The 14,860-nt window shown below is 57.0% G+C and carries 15 protein-coding genes and 1 tRNA gene; 4 read left to right on the top strand and 12 right to left on the bottom strand.

Annotated elements, in window-relative coordinates; translation table 11 throughout:
• Nucleotides 1-210: 210 nt before the first annotated feature.
• Entirely contained in the window at nucleotides 211-663 is a 453-nt protein-coding gene (locus tag SADFL11_RS09360; protein WP_008189373.1) for an ABZJ_00895 family protein, read from the top strand.
• Nucleotides 664-746: 83 nt separating this feature from the next.
• Here the strand turns inward: SADFL11_RS09360 and SADFL11_RS09355 are convergent, their stop codons facing one another.
• The gene (locus tag SADFL11_RS09355; RefSeq protein ID WP_050776088.1) at nucleotides 747-1,508 is read right to left on the bottom strand and encodes a substrate-binding periplasmic protein; all 762 of its coding nucleotides are present in this window, start codon (nucleotides 1,506-1,508) and stop codon (nucleotides 747-749) included.
• A 372-nt stretch (nucleotides 1,509-1,880) separates the two neighbouring features.
• Between SADFL11_RS09355 and SADFL11_RS09350 the strand changes: the two genes are divergently transcribed.
• A tRNA-Ser gene (locus SADFL11_RS09350) sits at nucleotides 1,881-1,970 on the top strand.
• Nucleotides 1,971-2,169: 199 nt separating this feature from the next.
• Here SADFL11_RS09350 and SADFL11_RS09345 read toward each other — a convergent pair.
• The 10 genes from SADFL11_RS09345 to SADFL11_RS09300 all read right to left on the bottom strand — a co-directional run bounded on the left by SADFL11_RS09345 (nucleotide 2,170) and on the right by SADFL11_RS09300 (nucleotide 11,076).
• Nucleotides 2,170-3,387, bottom strand: a complete 1,218-nt coding sequence (locus SADFL11_RS09345; protein WP_008196469.1) for a serine hydrolase domain-containing protein — start codon at nucleotides 3,385-3,387, stop codon at nucleotides 2,170-2,172.
• A gap of 39 nt (nucleotides 3,388-3,426) precedes the next feature.
• Complete coding sequence (locus SADFL11_RS09340) at nucleotides 3,427-4,017, bottom strand: DUF1700 domain-containing protein (RefSeq protein WP_008196639.1); 591 nt, start codon at nucleotides 4,015-4,017, stop codon at nucleotides 3,427-3,429.
• Nucleotides 4,014-4,358, bottom strand: coding sequence for a PadR family transcriptional regulator (locus tag SADFL11_RS09335; RefSeq protein WP_040451774.1), 345 nt, complete (start codon nucleotides 4,356-4,358; stop codon nucleotides 4,014-4,016). Before SADFL11_RS09335 ends, SADFL11_RS09340 begins: the two co-directional genes overlap by 4 nt.
• Before the next feature lie 372 nt (nucleotides 4,359-4,730).
• Nucleotides 4,731-5,000 carry an amphi-Trp domain-containing protein gene (locus SADFL11_RS09330; protein WP_008194155.1) on the bottom strand — a complete coding sequence of 90 codons (270 nt, stop codon included), beginning with the start codon at nucleotides 4,998-5,000 and terminating at the stop codon, nucleotides 4,731-4,733.
• Between the two features lie 15 nt (nucleotides 5,001-5,015).
• The gene (locus tag SADFL11_RS09325; RefSeq protein ID WP_008192243.1) at nucleotides 5,016-6,296 is read right to left on the bottom strand and encodes a metallophosphoesterase family protein; all 1,281 of its coding nucleotides are present in this window, start codon (nucleotides 6,294-6,296) and stop codon (nucleotides 5,016-5,018) included.
• Nucleotides 6,297-6,345: 49 nt separating this feature from the next.
• A complete protein-coding gene (locus SADFL11_RS09320) occupies nucleotides 6,346-7,050 on the bottom strand; it encodes a histidine phosphatase family protein (RefSeq protein ID WP_008196940.1) in 705 nt (234 codons plus the stop codon).
• Nucleotides 7,047-8,120, bottom strand: a complete 1,074-nt coding sequence (locus SADFL11_RS09315; protein ID WP_040451775.1) for an HprK-related kinase B — start codon at nucleotides 8,118-8,120, stop codon at nucleotides 7,047-7,049. The genes SADFL11_RS09320 and SADFL11_RS09315 overlap by 4 nt, the downstream gene beginning before the upstream one ends.
• A complete protein-coding gene (locus SADFL11_RS09310; RefSeq protein ID WP_008193901.1) occupies nucleotides 8,117-8,998 on the bottom strand; it encodes a GAK system ATP-grasp enzyme in 882 nt (293 codons plus the stop codon). Before SADFL11_RS09310 ends, SADFL11_RS09315 begins: the two co-directional genes overlap by 4 nt.
• Complete coding sequence (locus tag SADFL11_RS09305) at nucleotides 8,991-10,625, bottom strand: phosphotransferase (RefSeq protein WP_040451776.1); 1,635 nt, start codon at nucleotides 10,623-10,625, stop codon at nucleotides 8,991-8,993. Before SADFL11_RS09305 ends, SADFL11_RS09310 begins: the two co-directional genes overlap by 8 nt.
• Nucleotides 10,618-11,076: an NUDIX domain-containing protein gene (locus SADFL11_RS09300; protein WP_008191048.1), complete on the bottom strand. Its 459-nt coding sequence runs from the start codon at nucleotides 11,074-11,076 to the stop codon at nucleotides 10,618-10,620. The genes SADFL11_RS09305 and SADFL11_RS09300 overlap by 8 nt, the downstream gene beginning before the upstream one ends.
• Nucleotides 11,077-11,229: 153 nt before the next feature.
• On the opposite strand from SADFL11_RS09300, the gene SADFL11_RS09295 reads away from it, so the two are divergent.
• Nucleotides 11,230-12,117 carry an NUDIX domain-containing protein gene (locus tag SADFL11_RS09295; protein ID WP_167578970.1) on the top strand — a complete coding sequence of 296 codons (888 nt, stop codon included), beginning with the start codon at nucleotides 11,230-11,232 and terminating at the stop codon, nucleotides 12,115-12,117.
• Nucleotides 12,118-12,302: 185 nt separating this feature from the next.
• Here the strand turns inward: SADFL11_RS09295 and SADFL11_RS09290 are convergent, their stop codons facing one another.
• Entirely contained in the window at nucleotides 12,303-13,292 is a 990-nt protein-coding gene (locus SADFL11_RS09290) for an NAD(P)H-dependent flavin oxidoreductase (RefSeq protein ID WP_008196208.1), read from the bottom strand.
• Nucleotides 13,293-13,576: 284 nt separating this feature from the next.
• Here SADFL11_RS09290 and SADFL11_RS09285 point away from each other — a divergent pair, with 284 nt between their 5' ends.
• On the top strand, nucleotides 13,577-14,809 hold the full coding sequence (locus SADFL11_RS09285) for a branched-chain amino acid ABC transporter substrate-binding protein (protein WP_040453215.1): 1,233 nt from the start codon (nucleotides 13,577-13,579) through the stop codon (nucleotides 14,807-14,809).
• Nucleotides 14,810-14,860: the final 51 nt, after the last annotated feature.

Below are 14,860 nucleotides of genomic sequence, written 5' to 3'. Positions count from 1 at the left end.
CCAATGTAGTCCTGCGATTGCGGCACAGGTGAGGCCGGTGCCGCCAGAGGCCACAAAAACCAAACGGTAACCCTGTTTTGAGTTGGTCCGGCATTTTCCCTTTGCAGGCTGCTGCACTGGTTGACTGTAAAAGAATGCAATTTATGAAGAGTGTTTTTCTCTAGGACGCGCAAAAGTAGCGTTTTTTTCTGCGCAGGAGTGAGGTTGAGAATGCATCCTGAAATCAATTTGATCCGATTTGCCGTGATTTATGTGAGTGTTCTGATCGGTACGTTTGTATTGAGCACGGCAGTTTTGATCGCCGCAGATATTGATATTTCCAGCGGAACTCAGTTTTTGCCTGTAATTGCAGCGACACTGGATGCCGGCCACCGGTATTTCAAAAAATATCAGTCACTTCCAGAAAGTGGATTTGCCTGGTCAGCTGCGTTCAAGATGACCGTCGTTGAGATCATCATTTCCGTACCGGTTGCTTTCGCCTTCATCCTACTCGCGACAGAGATTGATTTCTTCAGTGGTTTTTTCATCGCGATTTTCCTAGGTGCCCTTGCGTTCGTGTTTCTGGTCTCTTTTCTATTCAAGCGGTTTTTGTTCATGAGCGCCGCAAAGGGAGCGCAGAAGGCTTTCTTGAAACACAAAGCAAAAGCCAGCCTGGCCGGCTGAATGGGGTGCGGTTAAAGGCCGCCGCGTAATATTGGGAGCCTCTGGTCTTGGGGGAAAAGAACTGGCGCTTACGGGCCAGGCTCTCAATTCATGACCCGGTGCCGGTTGAGGATCTGCTCATAAGTGCCATCCGCTTTGATTGCCTTAAGGCCGCTCTTTAACGACTGGATAAGCTCCGGGTCGCTGTCTTTGTTGATGGCCATGTAAAGACCGCCGCTGATGTCGTCCAGCCGATAGATCCGATCAAACAATGCCGGATCCATATCCTCCAAATCGAGGTAGTATTGGAAAGCGGCTTCATCGAAGGCGATGAGATCCAGCCGGCTGAGCGCCAGTTTCCGGATGTTCAAAACATCTTCACCGACGATATCGAGATTTGTGAAGTTCTGGCTCTTAAGGTACTGATAAATCACATCCTCAACCGAAACGCCGATGCTGAAATCCTTTGCATCGGACAATGACTCGACGGTCAGATCCGTCCTGCTGGCCAGTTTGTAAAGGGACGTGTTGTAGGGCGCGATGACGCCGATCCACTCAAAAAGATCTTCCCGTTCCGGGATCCGGCCGATCGAAAAGATCACTGTGTTTTTGGTGTTCTGCGCAGTCAGATACGCCCGCGCCCAAGGCAAAAACAGGAACTCGGCGGCCAGTCCGGCTTGTGCAAGAACGGCTTGCACGACCTCACTCGAAAGACCTTGGGCCCGGCCGTTGTCCGAATAGTTGTAAGGTGGGAACTCCTCGGTGACGATCATTATGTCCTGCGCCCGGACAGGGAGCGCAAAGCACATGAAGATCAACGCCGCGCGCAGAATGCGCACCAGTGAGGATAAATACGCAAAAACCATGGCTCATTACCGCAGCAAATCGCCAAAACCTGCAAGTTGTGAAATCTGTCAGGAGCCGCGGCTTTAGAGCTGGTCAGGCACCGTGCAGGCCAGGAGAGTTCCCTACGCAATCGAAAAAGCCCGCGGCCAACACCCCCCAATTTCTCGTTTCTGATTGCCGCCTCCTGGCGAAGTTGAGGGCCTGAAATCAACCTTCGGGATCCGGCGCTTCTGGTATGCCGATGCAAAACTCTCAGGACTGGTGGTCAAACAGGCAGGAAGGGCACCGTGTGTGTCGGGGGAAGACAGATCCATCGTCTGTTGGTGGAAAAACTGGGCCAAGTCAAAAATCCCCTTGAACTCATGGGGTTTTGTTCGTAAACGGGGCCTACCGGAGAGGTGGCCGAGTGGTCGAAGGCGCTCCCCTGCTAAGGGAGTAGGCGGGCAACCGTCTCGAGGGTTCGAATCCCTTCCTCTCCGCCATTTCTCATAAACAATAGCGTTTGCGAACCCGTGTTTGGCGAGATCAGAGCAACACAATAGAATTTTCGAACCACTTGTAATCCGGTTTTACCTTATGTTGGCCAGTTCTTGGGCGAACTGTTTTCAAAGTGCGGCCAACATCGAAGGCAGCAAAGCGGACAATGCCGACGCAGGATCGCGAAAATTCCAAGCAACTTCCTTAGCTTGGTTGCACCCGTGCGGCGGCGATCAACGATAACAGGCGATCAAATTCGCGTCGCGTAATGAGTCGATGATCAATGCAAAACTCGGTTTCGCGAGTTACGGCCTCTCGACATGAAAGTATGAGCTTCTCAACGGCGGCTTCTCCTGTCATGCCGTCATCTCGGATCATTGGGAGGAAGCGGTTCCAAAACTCTGTCGTGTCCGATTGATGGACAATCACTGTATCCCATTCGGGGATGACGATGAGCGCCTGATTTCCTAGACCCCATGCCCAGAACGACCCTTCCGGTAATCCGGTATTCGGGCCAGGAATCCACCACAAGTATCCATGGCCCCATCTCAGGCCTTCCATGCCCGTCACGGTGAAATCGCTCGAAATCTTGTCAATCCAGGCTCCTGGAAGGATCTGTTGGCCATCAAAACGGCCTCCATCGAGATATAGTTGACCGAACCTTGCGAGGTCGCGGGCCGACATCTTGAACATCGCCGCTTTGTGCACAGAAAGGCGTGTATTGGAGATGTACGAAACCGAACCGGCGTCGAAATCGTCCATACTGATTGGCCGCGCGATCCCCGTTTCGAACGCCTCAGCGATACCGATGCCCGTTTCGTTTTCGAAGACCGTTGTAAGGGCGTTATAGTCCCAATTGTTGTACGCCCAGATCGTGCCCGGCTCGTTCTCCTTATTGCCCAGACGTCTGTCTATTTCCTCCTGCAAGCTGCCCGATGCAGCAGCGGGATGATTAATGCCTGAGCGGCTCATCAGCAAATCACGAACGGTCGTCTTCTTCTGCATCGTGGTCAGAGGTATCGTCGCGTCATCGAGACCCAACTCCTGCAACGTAGTTTCAAGCCGAATCTCGTTTGCAACCGACCCCCAGTGCCTTCCAACCAAAGCGCTCAGCACCGACTTCCGTATGGAATGAACGTTGTAGGGCTTTGAGAGATCGCCAAAAACACCAACGACCTTTCCATCAGTAACGATCATCAGAGTGTCAGTGCTCAAGGTAGCGACATCGGCAAACACCGCATCCAACCCTTGCGCCTTCCAGCCCAATCTTTCTGTATCTGTCTTGCTAAGCCGTGTTACGTCGAGGGTCCGAGCAGGCTGGGTCTGCTGCCCAAATCCGCGCTCTCCGGTCTGAACGAGATAACCAGCAAAGCTGACGATCAGCAGCGAGACGAAAAGATATGAAAAATGTCGACGTTTCATTCAGCATTATCTCCCGTGCATTCAACCATTTGATTTCGACTAATCGCTATTCGACTGTCCCATGCCGGGAAATCGGGTTCGAAGCAGCAGGTAGCGGCATCGCATGTGGCGCGTCAGTTGGACCAAACCCTTCCGAAGCGCAAAGACCAGCAGGAAGCCGCCACCGATAGAGGTTGCCAAATGACCGAAACTGCGGAGAACGAGGTAAGTCGCCGATCCTTGAGCCGGATCATGGCTGTCTGAAATCACATCTAAGAGAGTGCCAATCCCAATAATCCCTAGCAGCGATAGGACGAAGAAAAGGATCAGCGCTGTCAGCCCGAGCATCAGCAAGCTTGGAAGAAGGACCACGAGGTCAACTGCTGCCACGCCCCCTAACGCGATCACTGCCTTCCAGAAGTTTTGGGGTGTGTGATGCTCCTCCCACTGACGCAAGTCCATCTCGGCGCGCAGTTCCTGCGCCAACTGCCGCGGGTCGCCATGGGCTGCAACGACATCTTCGATGTCTCTGCCAGCGGCACGTGCCTCATCAAAATAGGAACAATAATCCGCAACAATTTCCTCGATGTCGTCTCCAGGAAGACCTGACAATTCATGACGTAGATCTTGAATAAATTTTTCCCGGGTCATTGGCTTTCTCCCAATATTCCATTGACCGCAGCTATGAAGACTCTCCAATCGCTCTTTTGTTCTTCAAGTCTCTGCCACCCGGCTTTGGTAAGGGTGTAATACTTCCGGGATGGCCCGCTACTCGTCTCCACAAGGCGAGACGCCACAAAACCGTCCTTCGCCATACGGCGCATCAAAGGATAAATCGTGCTCTCTCCCATTCCGACAGCGTCCGCGAGCGTACTAGAAATCTCGTAGGCATAGCTTTCCCTGCGGGACAACATGGCCAACACACACAACTCCAAGGCTCCCTTTTTGAGTTGTATTTGGGCGGCGTCGGACCCTGTCGAGCTAGTTTTCATAATATATATCTAATGCAGGGTACCTTGCATTACAAGGTATAGTGATGATCCCATAAATGGACTCGTGCGAGCTGATAGGCTCTGCGTCGGAGATTTGTACGCCCCGTGCGAAGACATGTGGCATAGCTGCGCACCCCCAAATGGCTTGAAAGGGCTAATTTTGACCCGCACCAAAGTCAGGCAGCGAGCTTAAAATTGCTTCCCAGTCTTCCAGATCTTTGAAAAGATAATCGAAAAAGTTCGGACTTGCTCCCAGCAGGTCCGCCACTTTGCTTCCAGAACAACACAGCTATCATCGCGCCGCGCCCCAGGAAAAGGGTGTACGGCGGCTGAGATCTGTTGCCTATCGAGCCGGTGCCGTTTATTCCGCTCTCAGCGCACTTTCAGATCGCTCTTTGGCTTTGGGGTGTCGGCGGTTTCGGTCCAGGTGAGGCGGAGGTCGATGCGGTTGGAGCCGCCGGAGCGCTCGGCGCGGACCCGCACCGTGATCAAGCCGCCAGGTTCCAGAACGATCTCTTCATCGCCGTCACTCAAGGTCAATTCGCCTTTGCCAATTCCCTTGGTCACCGCCTCCAAAAGGGCCTTGATGGACTTGCGGCTTTGAAGGGACTCGTGGCGGAAACTGCCGTCGCCGTTCTGCATCGGTGCACTCTTTTCTCAAAGATGATGTTCTGGCTTGAAATGTTTGACCCTTGGATAGTCGGAACTCAAGCCCACAACATCGCCGGAGGGGAAAATAAGCGTGGCGCCCGCGCCGATGCCGGTGAGGCCCTCCAGGCGCCGGGAGGTCCGGTCCAGCGTGATGTCGCCTTCCAGGTGCAACAGCCCGTTCTTGGCAAGGATCCGCTGGCCCTTGTGGTTGTTGACGTGGCCCTGAACGATCATCTTGATGCCAGCCTGATGCAGGAGCGCAACGCCTGAGGCCGTCAGTTGTCCGTCAACCGGCCGGTATTTGGTGCGGACCAGATTGGCAACCGGGCCGGAATAAAACGCAAACGGATCATCTTCGGCTTCCAGCCGGTAGCGCGTGTTGACAGCGGCGGGGCCGTCTTTGGCAAGCAGTGCGCACATAGTGTCGTCGATCCCGGCATGCAGAAAGACGATGGATCCGATCTGCTCGACCACATCCATGGCGGAATAAAACCAGCTGTAGGCACCATCCGGGCTCAAAAAGAGATCCCGGCACCGCAGGGACGCCGCATAGACCTCGCGCATGGTGAGGCCTTCCGCGTCCGCCTGTTTGGCGAACTGTTTTGCCTTTTTCTTCAGTTTCTTGAGCTCTTTTTCGATCCCCAATGGCGTCAGGTATGGCCCGGCCGCGGCCGGGAAGGTTGCCTTCCAGCTCGAGGACGGAAAGATCCGCTCCTGGCACTCCGCCTCTTCCGGCAAGCATGCCAGGTCTTCCGGTGTTACGTAGCGGGTGTTGATTTCGGCTAAGAGCGGCAGGATCTTGCGCCCCATCCGGACAAAAAGATGTTCGGTGAGCGGGGCTTTCGGCAGGGTCAGTGCCCGGATCGCAAGGCGCAGCCGGAGATCATGATTTCCCGCAAGCAGACGGACGTCGGCACCCAGATCAAACAGGCGGTTCAGCGCGTTCAGCATGTCGAGGTTGGACGGACCCTTATCGAGGCAATCGCCCCCGACGATGATTTTCGCCATCCGGCCGAAGGGCGTCAGGACAAACCCGTCGTTAAGGCGGCGGACCGCACCGGCTGAAACGAGGGAGCGCAAAAAGCCGTCGGCATCGGCATGCGGATCGGAGATGAAAACAACCGGTTTCTCCGGCCAGGTCCAGGTGCCGTGTGAGGCGGCTGCGATCAAGCTGTCGCGAACCGCGCCGGCATTGCCGCCTGAATGATCCTCATGGACCGGCCAGCGTTCAAGGTTGCGGGGAAGCGCTGCGAGTTCACCCGCATCATCGAAGACAGGGGGCAGCATTGGGTGCGATCTTGCTGCGCGACCGGTTTGTACTGCCATGATTGAAGGCCTAATCGAGCGTCTTGTCCGTTAGCTGGCGAATCTTCCACGTGCCGCCAGTTTGGGCCCATGTACCATTTTCTATGTGACAGAGATGTAACGGCCGGGCGTGGTGCATGCTGTATTGAGCGATCTGGTCACGGGTCAAGACACCGAGCTGGTGCGCCGCGTGCCGGAAAGAAGCACCATGGCCAAAATGCAGCGTCACCGTTCCAGCGGGTTGCTGAGCAGTTGTCCGTGTCAAATGATCTGCCACCCGCTGTCCCGCCATTATCAGCGATTCCGCACCTTGCAGCGGCAGGCAATAGTCGCTGTCCGATTTCCATGCCACGGGAGGCGTGTCAAAGCGGGGGTCTTCGGTAAGGATCGTTTCAATCTCCTCGAGCGTCAGGTTTGCTGCGCTACCGACCGAGCGTTCGGCCAGGGAAGGTGTCTGCTCGATGGTCAAGGTGTGCCCGTGTTTGATCAGGACATCACACGCGAGCCGGGCCGTCTGCCAGGCCCGTAGCTGACAGGACGAATAGACGATCGGATTGAGTGTCAGGCGTTGGTCTGAAAGCCACGCGGCAAGATCTTCGCCGCAGACTTCGGCTTGCGTTTTGCCCTTCTCTGTCAGGGGAAAGGGCTGCAGGGCACTGGGCACATTCTTGCGCTGGTGGTAGTCTCCGTGGCGGATCAAAACCGCGATGGGGCCAGTGGCAGCCGATCCGGTCATGCAAAGAGGTCCTTGCCCGCGGCGGCCAGTGCATCGAAATCGATGGCGCCGGTCACTTCGCGAATCCGGACTCTCTTGAGCTGCTGGAGATAAGCGTCCGGCTCCAGCGGTTCGTCATCGCGCAGGAAGACACCATTGGCATCCTGAAAGAACGGACCGGCACTTTTCATGATCGCACCCAGGAGATCGGGCCGCTCGGTGAGGTCTGCATCCACAAGGCGCGTTGGCTCAGTCGAAGAGCGGCTCCAGTTCAACACCCAGAATTCGGTGAGGGGCGCCGCGAATGACATGCGGTCCGGGCCATAGATCTCACTGATGAAAAGATCGTGCTTTTCTTCCAGTTGCCAAAGGTCTTCCGGCGGCATCTGCAGCAATTCCGCCTTTCTTTCGTCGGAAAGCAGAGGTGCCAGGCGCGGATTGTGCAGGATCGTCCCTGGGTTGATGCGCGGATTTTTAGGAATCCCGAGACCTTCTGTGCCCTTCGCTGCCGCGCGCACCATCAACCTGTCATTGGTGACAAAGCGGGTCGTATCGAGATCCATCATGCGCAAGATGGCGGTGGATTTTCCGCCGCCGGACAGCCCGGCAATCGCAAGGCCCTTGTGCCCATCGGTCACCGCAGCGGCGTGACAGATCTCCCATCCATCCCGCTTGCAGATGTTGAGGATTTGCGTGTTGATGAAGTTGATCACCTGATTGGGATAGGCGAGGCAGGGCCCGAACGCGGCAAGAGCTTGCGATGATTGCAGGAAGGTCATGCCCGTGCGGATCTTGTGCACCAGCCGGCCATCGTCCAGATCGACATACGCGTCCTTGCGGCCAGCTTTGCCCGGTTCGCGCGCCCAGTCGATCCAGTCCGGTTGGACGCTGAGGTTTTGTCCTTCCAGAACGTCGATGGTGGCCGCAACCGGCCCGGCTTCTGCGAGCGCTTCTTTCAGGTGGTGACGCAGCTCTACGGCCATCGGCACCTCGCAACGGACTGCAAGGCGCACCGGACCGGTTTCAAGATAAAGCGTTTCCGGCAAATCACCGCGGTTTAGCTGGGCAAGGACATCGGCGGCGGTCCTCATTGCGTCACCTTTGCAATCACATGATCGGCAAGGGCTGCGGCTGCATCGACACCACAGCCTTCCTTGGCTCCGCGATATCCGCCGAAGGCAGACACTTCAAAGACGATTGGTCCCTCGTCGGTCAACGCCACGTCGACGGTCGTGAAATCAAGGCCGAACGGTGCCTGTGCTTGCCGGGCAAGCTCGATCAGGCCGGCATCCGGCTCAAAGGGCGCATATTTGCCGCCGCTGTGGATCGTTGTGTTCCAGCTATCGGATTGGCTGACCCGAGCGTAGGTGCATAAGTAGTCGCCGCCCAGAAACACCATTCCGAGATCCTGGCCGGAAAGGTTCAGTTTTTGCTGGATGTACATCACCGGATGGTCTTCAGCGAACGCGGCGATCTCGGTCCGGGCGTTGGCGCCCGCTTCGATAATGCACATGCCGCGTGCCTTGGTGGAATACAGCGGCTTGAAGACGGCCGCGCCATAGCGCTCCACCGCCGCTTCGGCAGCTTTCAGATCTTCGGTCACAATCGTTGCCGGCATCGGCGCACCGGCCGCGCGCAGGGAAACCGTGCAGGCAAGCCGGTCGATCAGCCGCAATACGGCCTCAGGGCGGGAGAAGATCTTGACGCCGCGGCTTTCGGCAAATCGCAGAAGCTCCAGCCGGTCGAGCGCATGCGGGCTGTAGACTTCGCTGATCTTCTTGATAATGAGCCCGTCAAGCGCGCAAAGATCCTGTCCCTGGTACATGACAGAACCGGTTTCCAGATCGAGCGTCACGGCTGCCATGTCGGTCACCAGACGGTAGCCGGTTTTGGCCTCGATCACATCGGCAAGCGCTTCTGTGGACCATTTGCCGGGTATGCCAACGACCCCGATCTTGATGTCAGTCAACGAACAACTCCTTGATGGGCAGTTTGAACCGCTCCTCTTTTCCCTCAGGACACGCCAGCGCCTGTTCGAGCAAGAACCGGGCGCGGATGAACATGCGCCGGGCGTGAGACTTGTCGAACACGAACCGCGTGGAGGTGGCAAAGCTGCGTGCAAGGCCAAGGGCGAGGCGGTACTCATAGGTCCGGTCTTTCTGGGACCGGGCGAATTTTGCAGCGACCGATTGCAGGTCGCAGGCGACTTTGGCGAGCCGGCGGCGCACCGGAATGTCCTGGATTTGCAGCCGGTAGTTGGAAATCATGAAGACCGAGACGTCCTGGACATAGTCCATATAGCGGGAGCGGTGCAGGTCGATGAAATGCAGCTTCTTTTCGGCGGGGTCATAGATGACATTGTCGAGATTGAAGTCGCCGTGGATGTGGACGGAAAAGGCCGCTTCCAGTTTGTCTTCGCGCTCCGCGGCTTCCCGGACGAGTTCGTCGAAACCCTTCAGGCGGAGACCGCCGAAACCTTGCGGGTCAGCGCGGAATTCCGGATGGACGCGGTAAACCTCCGGCAGGCGCCGGGACAACTGGCGCATGGAGGCCATCACGGCTGGTTCTTCCATGCGGGTGCTGCGCCACACGTCGTTCAGGGTCATGGCCAGTTTCTTCTGGGCTTCCGCGAGAAGAGCGTCGTTTTCGTTGAGGACCAGCTGCTCAAATGTGTAGCCCGGCAAATGCTCGATCAACAGGGCGGCTGACTGGCCGTGTTTCTGATAGGATAGGATCTTGGGGGCCAGTCCTGGATAGATCGCGTGCCAGCTTTTCACGCCCGCCCGTTCTTCGCGCACCTTGCGCAGTTCTCCATCTTTGAAAACCGCATTGACCGGTTCCCCGTTTTCGCTGCGCGAACGGACGGAAGAGATCGCACTGCCGGACCGGGTTTCTGCCAAGGGCACCATGTCGACCGGCTCGTCGTCCTTGGTCGATGGCAGGAGGCTTTTCAGCGTGAAATAGCGTTCGAACTGGACCGGCTGCCCAAGATTGACCGATAAGATGGCCTCTGAAACCGATTGCAGCGCGTCTCCGATGCGCCGGACTTCGTTGGCAACCAGCAGGCTGTTTGCAAGATCGGCTGTGTGCTTGGACTTGCGCATGTCCTCCGTCAGTGTGCGGAACACCCGATCGTAAAGGTCCTCCATCTTTTCGCGGATCTGTCCGATCCGGACGGCGGACTTGCTGTCTGACCTGGCAAGGGCCGGCTGAATCAGCTTCAGACTGTCGCGAACCTGTTTGAGCACCTTGGCGTAGGTGTCGCCTCTTAGATACGCCTTGCGGTCCACAGTCTCAGCGTAGGTCAGGCTGCGCCGGGCAAGGCGGCTGATCAGGTCAAGGTTCTGCGCAATCAGTTCCACATTCCGCAGCAGGTTCTGCTGTTCGGAAGTGACCTTCTTCTGAGACAGAATTTGCGTGCTGGCTTTGGTCAGTTTTGAGGCGAGATTGTAGGAATACCCAGCGCGCAAAATGACCTTTTGCGCGGCTGCCTGGTTTGGGGACTTGAAATAGTCCTGCATCCCGGCGAGCTGGCCATCGATTTCCACGCTCAAGAAATACAGGTTCTCGTCAATGGATCGGGGGAGTTTAGCCATCAAAAACTCCCAGATAGACCGGTGCCGTGTCGGTCAGCGCTGCCGCGTAGGCCGGGCGGAACTCCGCCGCTCTTGAAGCCGGAGAGGCCCAGGTCGTCCCGACCTGAGACGGGTCGGGATGGGGTCCCATCACCGGCACATAGTTGTCGGACACCTCACAGGCGAACAGCAGCTCCAGCTGGTGCCGTTTCCCGTCCGCTTTGGTCTTGAAGACTTCGGCAACATGCAAAAGGGGCCCTACGGTCACGGTCGTACCGACTTCTTCCGCACATTCTCGGATTAACGCCTCTGCTGCCGTCTCTCCGGGATCCTGCTTTCCTCCCGGCAAGGTCAGATAGGCCGCAGAGCCGCGCTTTTGCTTCACCTGTACCAAAAGATCTCCGCTTCGATAGATGACGGCCCGGACGGTTGGGCGAATTGGTTCCAGAACGTTGGTCTGTTTCAGTATCATGGCGGTGTACAGTGGCTCTGAGAAGGAAACGTGACAGCAATTCAGAACCGTTGATAACACCGAATCGTTGGGCTGGTCTAAATGCTTCAAGGGCCTCCGCATATACGCACCGTGATAGACTTACAGACAGCCTGTCGGTGGAGACACTTTGAGATGAGGAAAATGGCCACGGAGTTGTTGCTTCTCTGCGCCGGCGCTGGTGCCAAGAATTGGGACGGTGCAGAACCGGACCGCCCCCTGCGCACTAAGGGAAAACGTCAGGCCCAGAAGATCGGGGCCTGGATGGGGCAGCACGGCTTGCTGCCTGGGAAAACGCTCACGTCAACCGATGAACGTGCTATGGCGACCGCGCAGAAAGCGCTAAAGGCTGGCGGCTGGTCTGCGCAGGGTGTGGTTCAATCACCGGATCTCACGAAGGGCGTCATGCCAGCGATTGCAGATGAAGACCGTGTGTTGCTGGTTGCATCCAAAAACACGGTCGCAGATCTGATCAGCGCTCTTGGCGTTCATGAAAGTCTGTCTCCGGGCGTGCTCGTTCACCTAGAGAAAACTCATGCGGGCACTGAAATCTGTAAGGTCATCGACCCGCAGGATTTGCCGGATCTCTTTCCCTATCCGGGGCCAGATGGTCCGGAGCTGCGTGAGCGGCCAGCCTATTACTACACCCAGTCCGCCGTCATTCCCTTCCGCCGCACGCCCGAGGGCAAGGAGATCCTGATAACGGGTTCCTCGAGCGGACGGCATTGGGTCGTCCCAAAAGGCATCGTCGATCCGGGTCTCAGCCCAGCAGAGTCAGCCAAGGTGGAAGCCCGCGAAGAAGCCGGTGTGGAGGGTGCCGTCAGCGACCAGCCGCTCGGAACGTTCACTTACGAAAAGTGGGGAGCGGTGTGTCGGGTTGAGGTCTTTGCGATGGAAGTTACCCGCATCCTGCCAGCAGATGCTTGGGAGGAAAGTCACCGGCAGCGCACATGGGTGCAGGCCGAAACGGCTGCAGCTATGCTGTACCAGAAGGCATTCGGTCCGTTCATCGCACAGCTCTGATTTGTCAGCCTGCTGCCTTGGCGGGGTTCTGATAGCCCTCTCGCAACTTCTGACCCAGGATCCTGCCGATGGTGTTGCACCTCACACATCCGCAATGCAGTCCCGGCCTTGAGCCGGGACCTGTTTGTTTTGGCCCCGGCTCTAGGCCGGGGCGGCAGCAGTGAGGGGCTAGGATCCGAACCTGATCAGGCGAGATCCGAGCAGATCCGCTGTTTGGCGTCGCGGTATTCCTGTTCGATCTGGTCGACAACCTTGCCAGCGGGGACGATGGACTTGATCGCCCCGATGCCCTGACCCGCGCCCCAGATTTCCTTCCAGGCCTTGGCCTTGGAAGATCCGGAGCTGAAGTTCATGGATGAGGGATCGGCGGATGGCAGGTTGGCTGGGTCAAGACCGGCACGTGAAATCGATGGCGCAAGATAGTTGCCGGAAACACCGGTAAAGAGAGAGGACGTGACGATGTCTTCCGCGCCGCTTTCGACCAGCATCTGCTTGTATTCGACCTGCGCGTTGGCTTCTTCGGTCGCGATAAAAGCAGATCCGACATACCCGAGATCGGCGCCGAGCGTCCGGGCGGCCAGCAGCGCTTCGCCGGTGCTGATGGAGCCTGACAGAAGCAGCGGTCCGTCAAACCACTCGCGGATCTCACGGATCAGCGCAAACGGGGATTGCTGGCCTGCATGGCCACCGGCTCCGGCTGCCACCGCGATCAAACCGTCGGCACCTTTCTGGATCGCCTTCTTGGCGAAGGTGTTGTTGATGATGTCGTGCAACGTGATCCCGCCGCAGGAATGGGCCGCTTCGTTGACTTCAACACGTGCACCGAGCGATGTGATCCAGATCGGGACCTTCCAGCGCGCGCAGATTTCAAGATCGCGTTCCAGGCGTCCGTTGGAGCGGTGCACAATCTGGTTGACCGCAAACGGCGCTGCCGGTGTGTCTGGGTTGGCCTGATTGTAGCGATCGAGCTCCTCGGTGATCTGCTTCAGCCAGATCTCCAGCATGATGGGCTCGCCATCCTTCTCACGGGCATTGAGCGCCGGAAAGCTGCCGACAATCCCGGCTTTGCACTGGGCAATCACGAGGTCCGGGCCGGAGACGATGAAGAGTGGGGCGGCCACGGCCGGAAGACGCAAACCTTGCAAGGCTTTCGGAAGGGTTTTGGATTTCAACATGCTTGGGTGTCACCTCGGTAGGACGGTTCTGCGACCGCTGATTTCGTTCTGCGTGAAGGCCATCATCACACCAAAAACGCGCTGAAACAGTCTGCGTATGACGCCTTCCGTATTGGTCATTATTCCACATGTCAGAATAGAATTCTGTATTTTTCTTGACAAGTCTCAAGATTTCAATTTGCAATAGTCTTTGAGCACAAAATCAGCTTTTGCGTGCAGTGCAGCAAATTGTCTGGCCGTCAAAACAGGGAAAACCCGGAAGCCGGCCGCTCAGGGAGGAAAGCATGAACTATCTGAAGTCACTTGTGGCGGCCGCAGCGCTTGCCACTTGCTCTATAAGCGTATCCAGCGCCGACACCGTGAAAATCGGCTATATCGATCCGCTGTCGGGCCATTTCGCCTTGGCCGGGGACACGGGATTGAAGCATTTCCGCTATGCCGCTGACCGGATCAACGAGGCTGGTGGTGCAGGCGGCATGACGGTCGAGATCGTGCCGTTCGACAACAAGGTCAATCCGAAGGAAAGCCTGGTACAGCTGCAAAAGGCGATTGACCAGGGCATCCGCTATATCGTTCAGGGCAATGGTTCTTCCGTCGCCTCGGCACTGATCGATGCGATCAACAAGCACAACAAACGCAACCCCGGCGAAGAGGTACTGTTCCTGAACTATGCTGCCGTCGACCCGGCTTTCACCAACGACCGCTGCAGTTTCTGGCATTTCCGCTTTGATGCGGACGCTGACATGAAAATGGCGGCGATGACCGACTGGCTCGCCAAGCAGGATCACATCAAGCAGATCTACATCCTCGGACAGGATTATTCCTTCGGCAAGGCGGTTGCCAATGCTGCCGTGACGATGATTGCCGAAAAGCGGCCGGATATCGAGATCGTCGGCAACGAACTGCATCCGCTCGGCAAGGTGAAGGACTTCACGCCGTACGTTCAGAAAATGATGACCTCGGACGCCGATGCGGTGATCACCGGCAATTGGGGGCAGGACATGACGCTGCTCATCAAGGCAGCGTCCGCGGCCGGTCACAACGTGCCGTATCTGACCTATTACGGCGGCGGGCTCGGAGCCGTGGCAACCATGGGCGAGGGCGCAATCGGTCTCGTCAAACAGATCACAGAGTTCCATCAGAATATCGACACGAGCGAAGAGCAGGTCGCCAACATGGACCGCTTCCAGGAGCGCTACGGCACCGATTACTACTATCAGCGGGTGTTCACGCTGATGGAGATGTTCGACAAGGCGGTGGATGAAGTAGGCGAGAACGATCCGATAAAGGTGGCCTTTGCCCTTGCCGGAATGGAGCATGAAACACCCTATGGTCCTGTCTCCATGCGCGAGGACAATCATCAGCTGATCCAGCCGTTGTTTATCTCCACCTTCTCTGATGACGTGTCGCGGACACTGGAAGGCACCGCTTTCGGATTTACTACCGATCCGGATGGTGAAATCAACGGCAATGCGACCCGCACCGCAACCACCTGCCAGATGGAAAGGCCAAGCTGACACCAGTTGGCTGCTGCTTTCATCCATTCAATAACGCTGCGCGCTTTCCAT

The sequence above is a fragment of the Roseibium alexandrii DFL-11 genome, from assembly GCF_000158095.2.
Lineage (GTDB): Bacteria > Pseudomonadota > Alphaproteobacteria > Rhizobiales > Stappiaceae > Roseibium > Roseibium alexandrii.
This window is presented reverse-complemented; position numbering and strand designations above follow the sequence as displayed.

Coding starts and splice junctions, on each gene's coding strand:
- SADFL11_RS09285 (WP_040453215.1), top strand. CDS start 13,577: ATGAACTATCTGAAGTCACTTGTGGCGGCCGCAGCGCTTGCCACTTGC.
- SADFL11_RS09320 (WP_008196940.1), bottom strand. CDS start 7,050: ATGACCGGATCGGCTGCCACTGGCCCCATCGCGGTTTTGATCCGCCAC.
- SADFL11_RS09315 (WP_040451775.1), bottom strand. CDS start 8,120: ATGAGGACCGCCGCCGATGTCCTTGCCCAGCTAAACCGCGGTGATTTG.
- SADFL11_RS09330 (WP_008194155.1), bottom strand. CDS start 5,000: ATGCAGAACGGCGACGGCAGTTTCCGCCACGAGTCCCTTCAAAGCCGC.
- SADFL11_RS09295 (WP_167578970.1), top strand. CDS start 11,230: ATGAGGAAAATGGCCACGGAGTTGTTGCTTCTCTGCGCCGGCGCTGGT.
- SADFL11_RS09345 (WP_008196469.1), bottom strand. CDS start 3,387: ATGAAACGTCGACATTTTTCATATCTTTTCGTCTCGCTGCTGATCGTC.
- SADFL11_RS09290 (WP_008196208.1), bottom strand. CDS start 13,292: ATGTTGAAATCCAAAACCCTTCCGAAAGCCTTGCAAGGTTTGCGTCTT.
- SADFL11_RS09325 (WP_008192243.1), bottom strand. CDS start 6,296: ATGCTGCCCCCTGTCTTCGATGATGCGGGTGAACTCGCAGCGCTTCCC.
- SADFL11_RS09335 (WP_040451774.1), bottom strand. CDS start 4,358: ATGAAAACTAGCTCGACAGGGTCCGACGCCGCCCAAATACAACTCAAA.
- SADFL11_RS09355 (WP_050776088.1), bottom strand. CDS start 1,508: ATGGTTTTTGCGTATTTATCCTCACTGGTGCGCATTCTGCGCGCGGCG.
- SADFL11_RS09305 (WP_040451776.1), bottom strand. CDS start 10,625: ATGGCTAAACTCCCCCGATCCATTGACGAGAACCTGTATTTCTTGAGC.
- SADFL11_RS09300 (WP_008191048.1), bottom strand. CDS start 11,076: ATGATACTGAAACAGACCAACGTTCTGGAACCAATTCGCCCAACCGTC.
- SADFL11_RS09340 (WP_008196639.1), bottom strand. CDS start 4,017: ATGACCCGGGAAAAATTTATTCAAGATCTACGTCATGAATTGTCAGGT.
- SADFL11_RS09360 (WP_008189373.1), top strand. CDS start 211: ATGCATCCTGAAATCAATTTGATCCGATTTGCCGTGATTTATGTGAGT.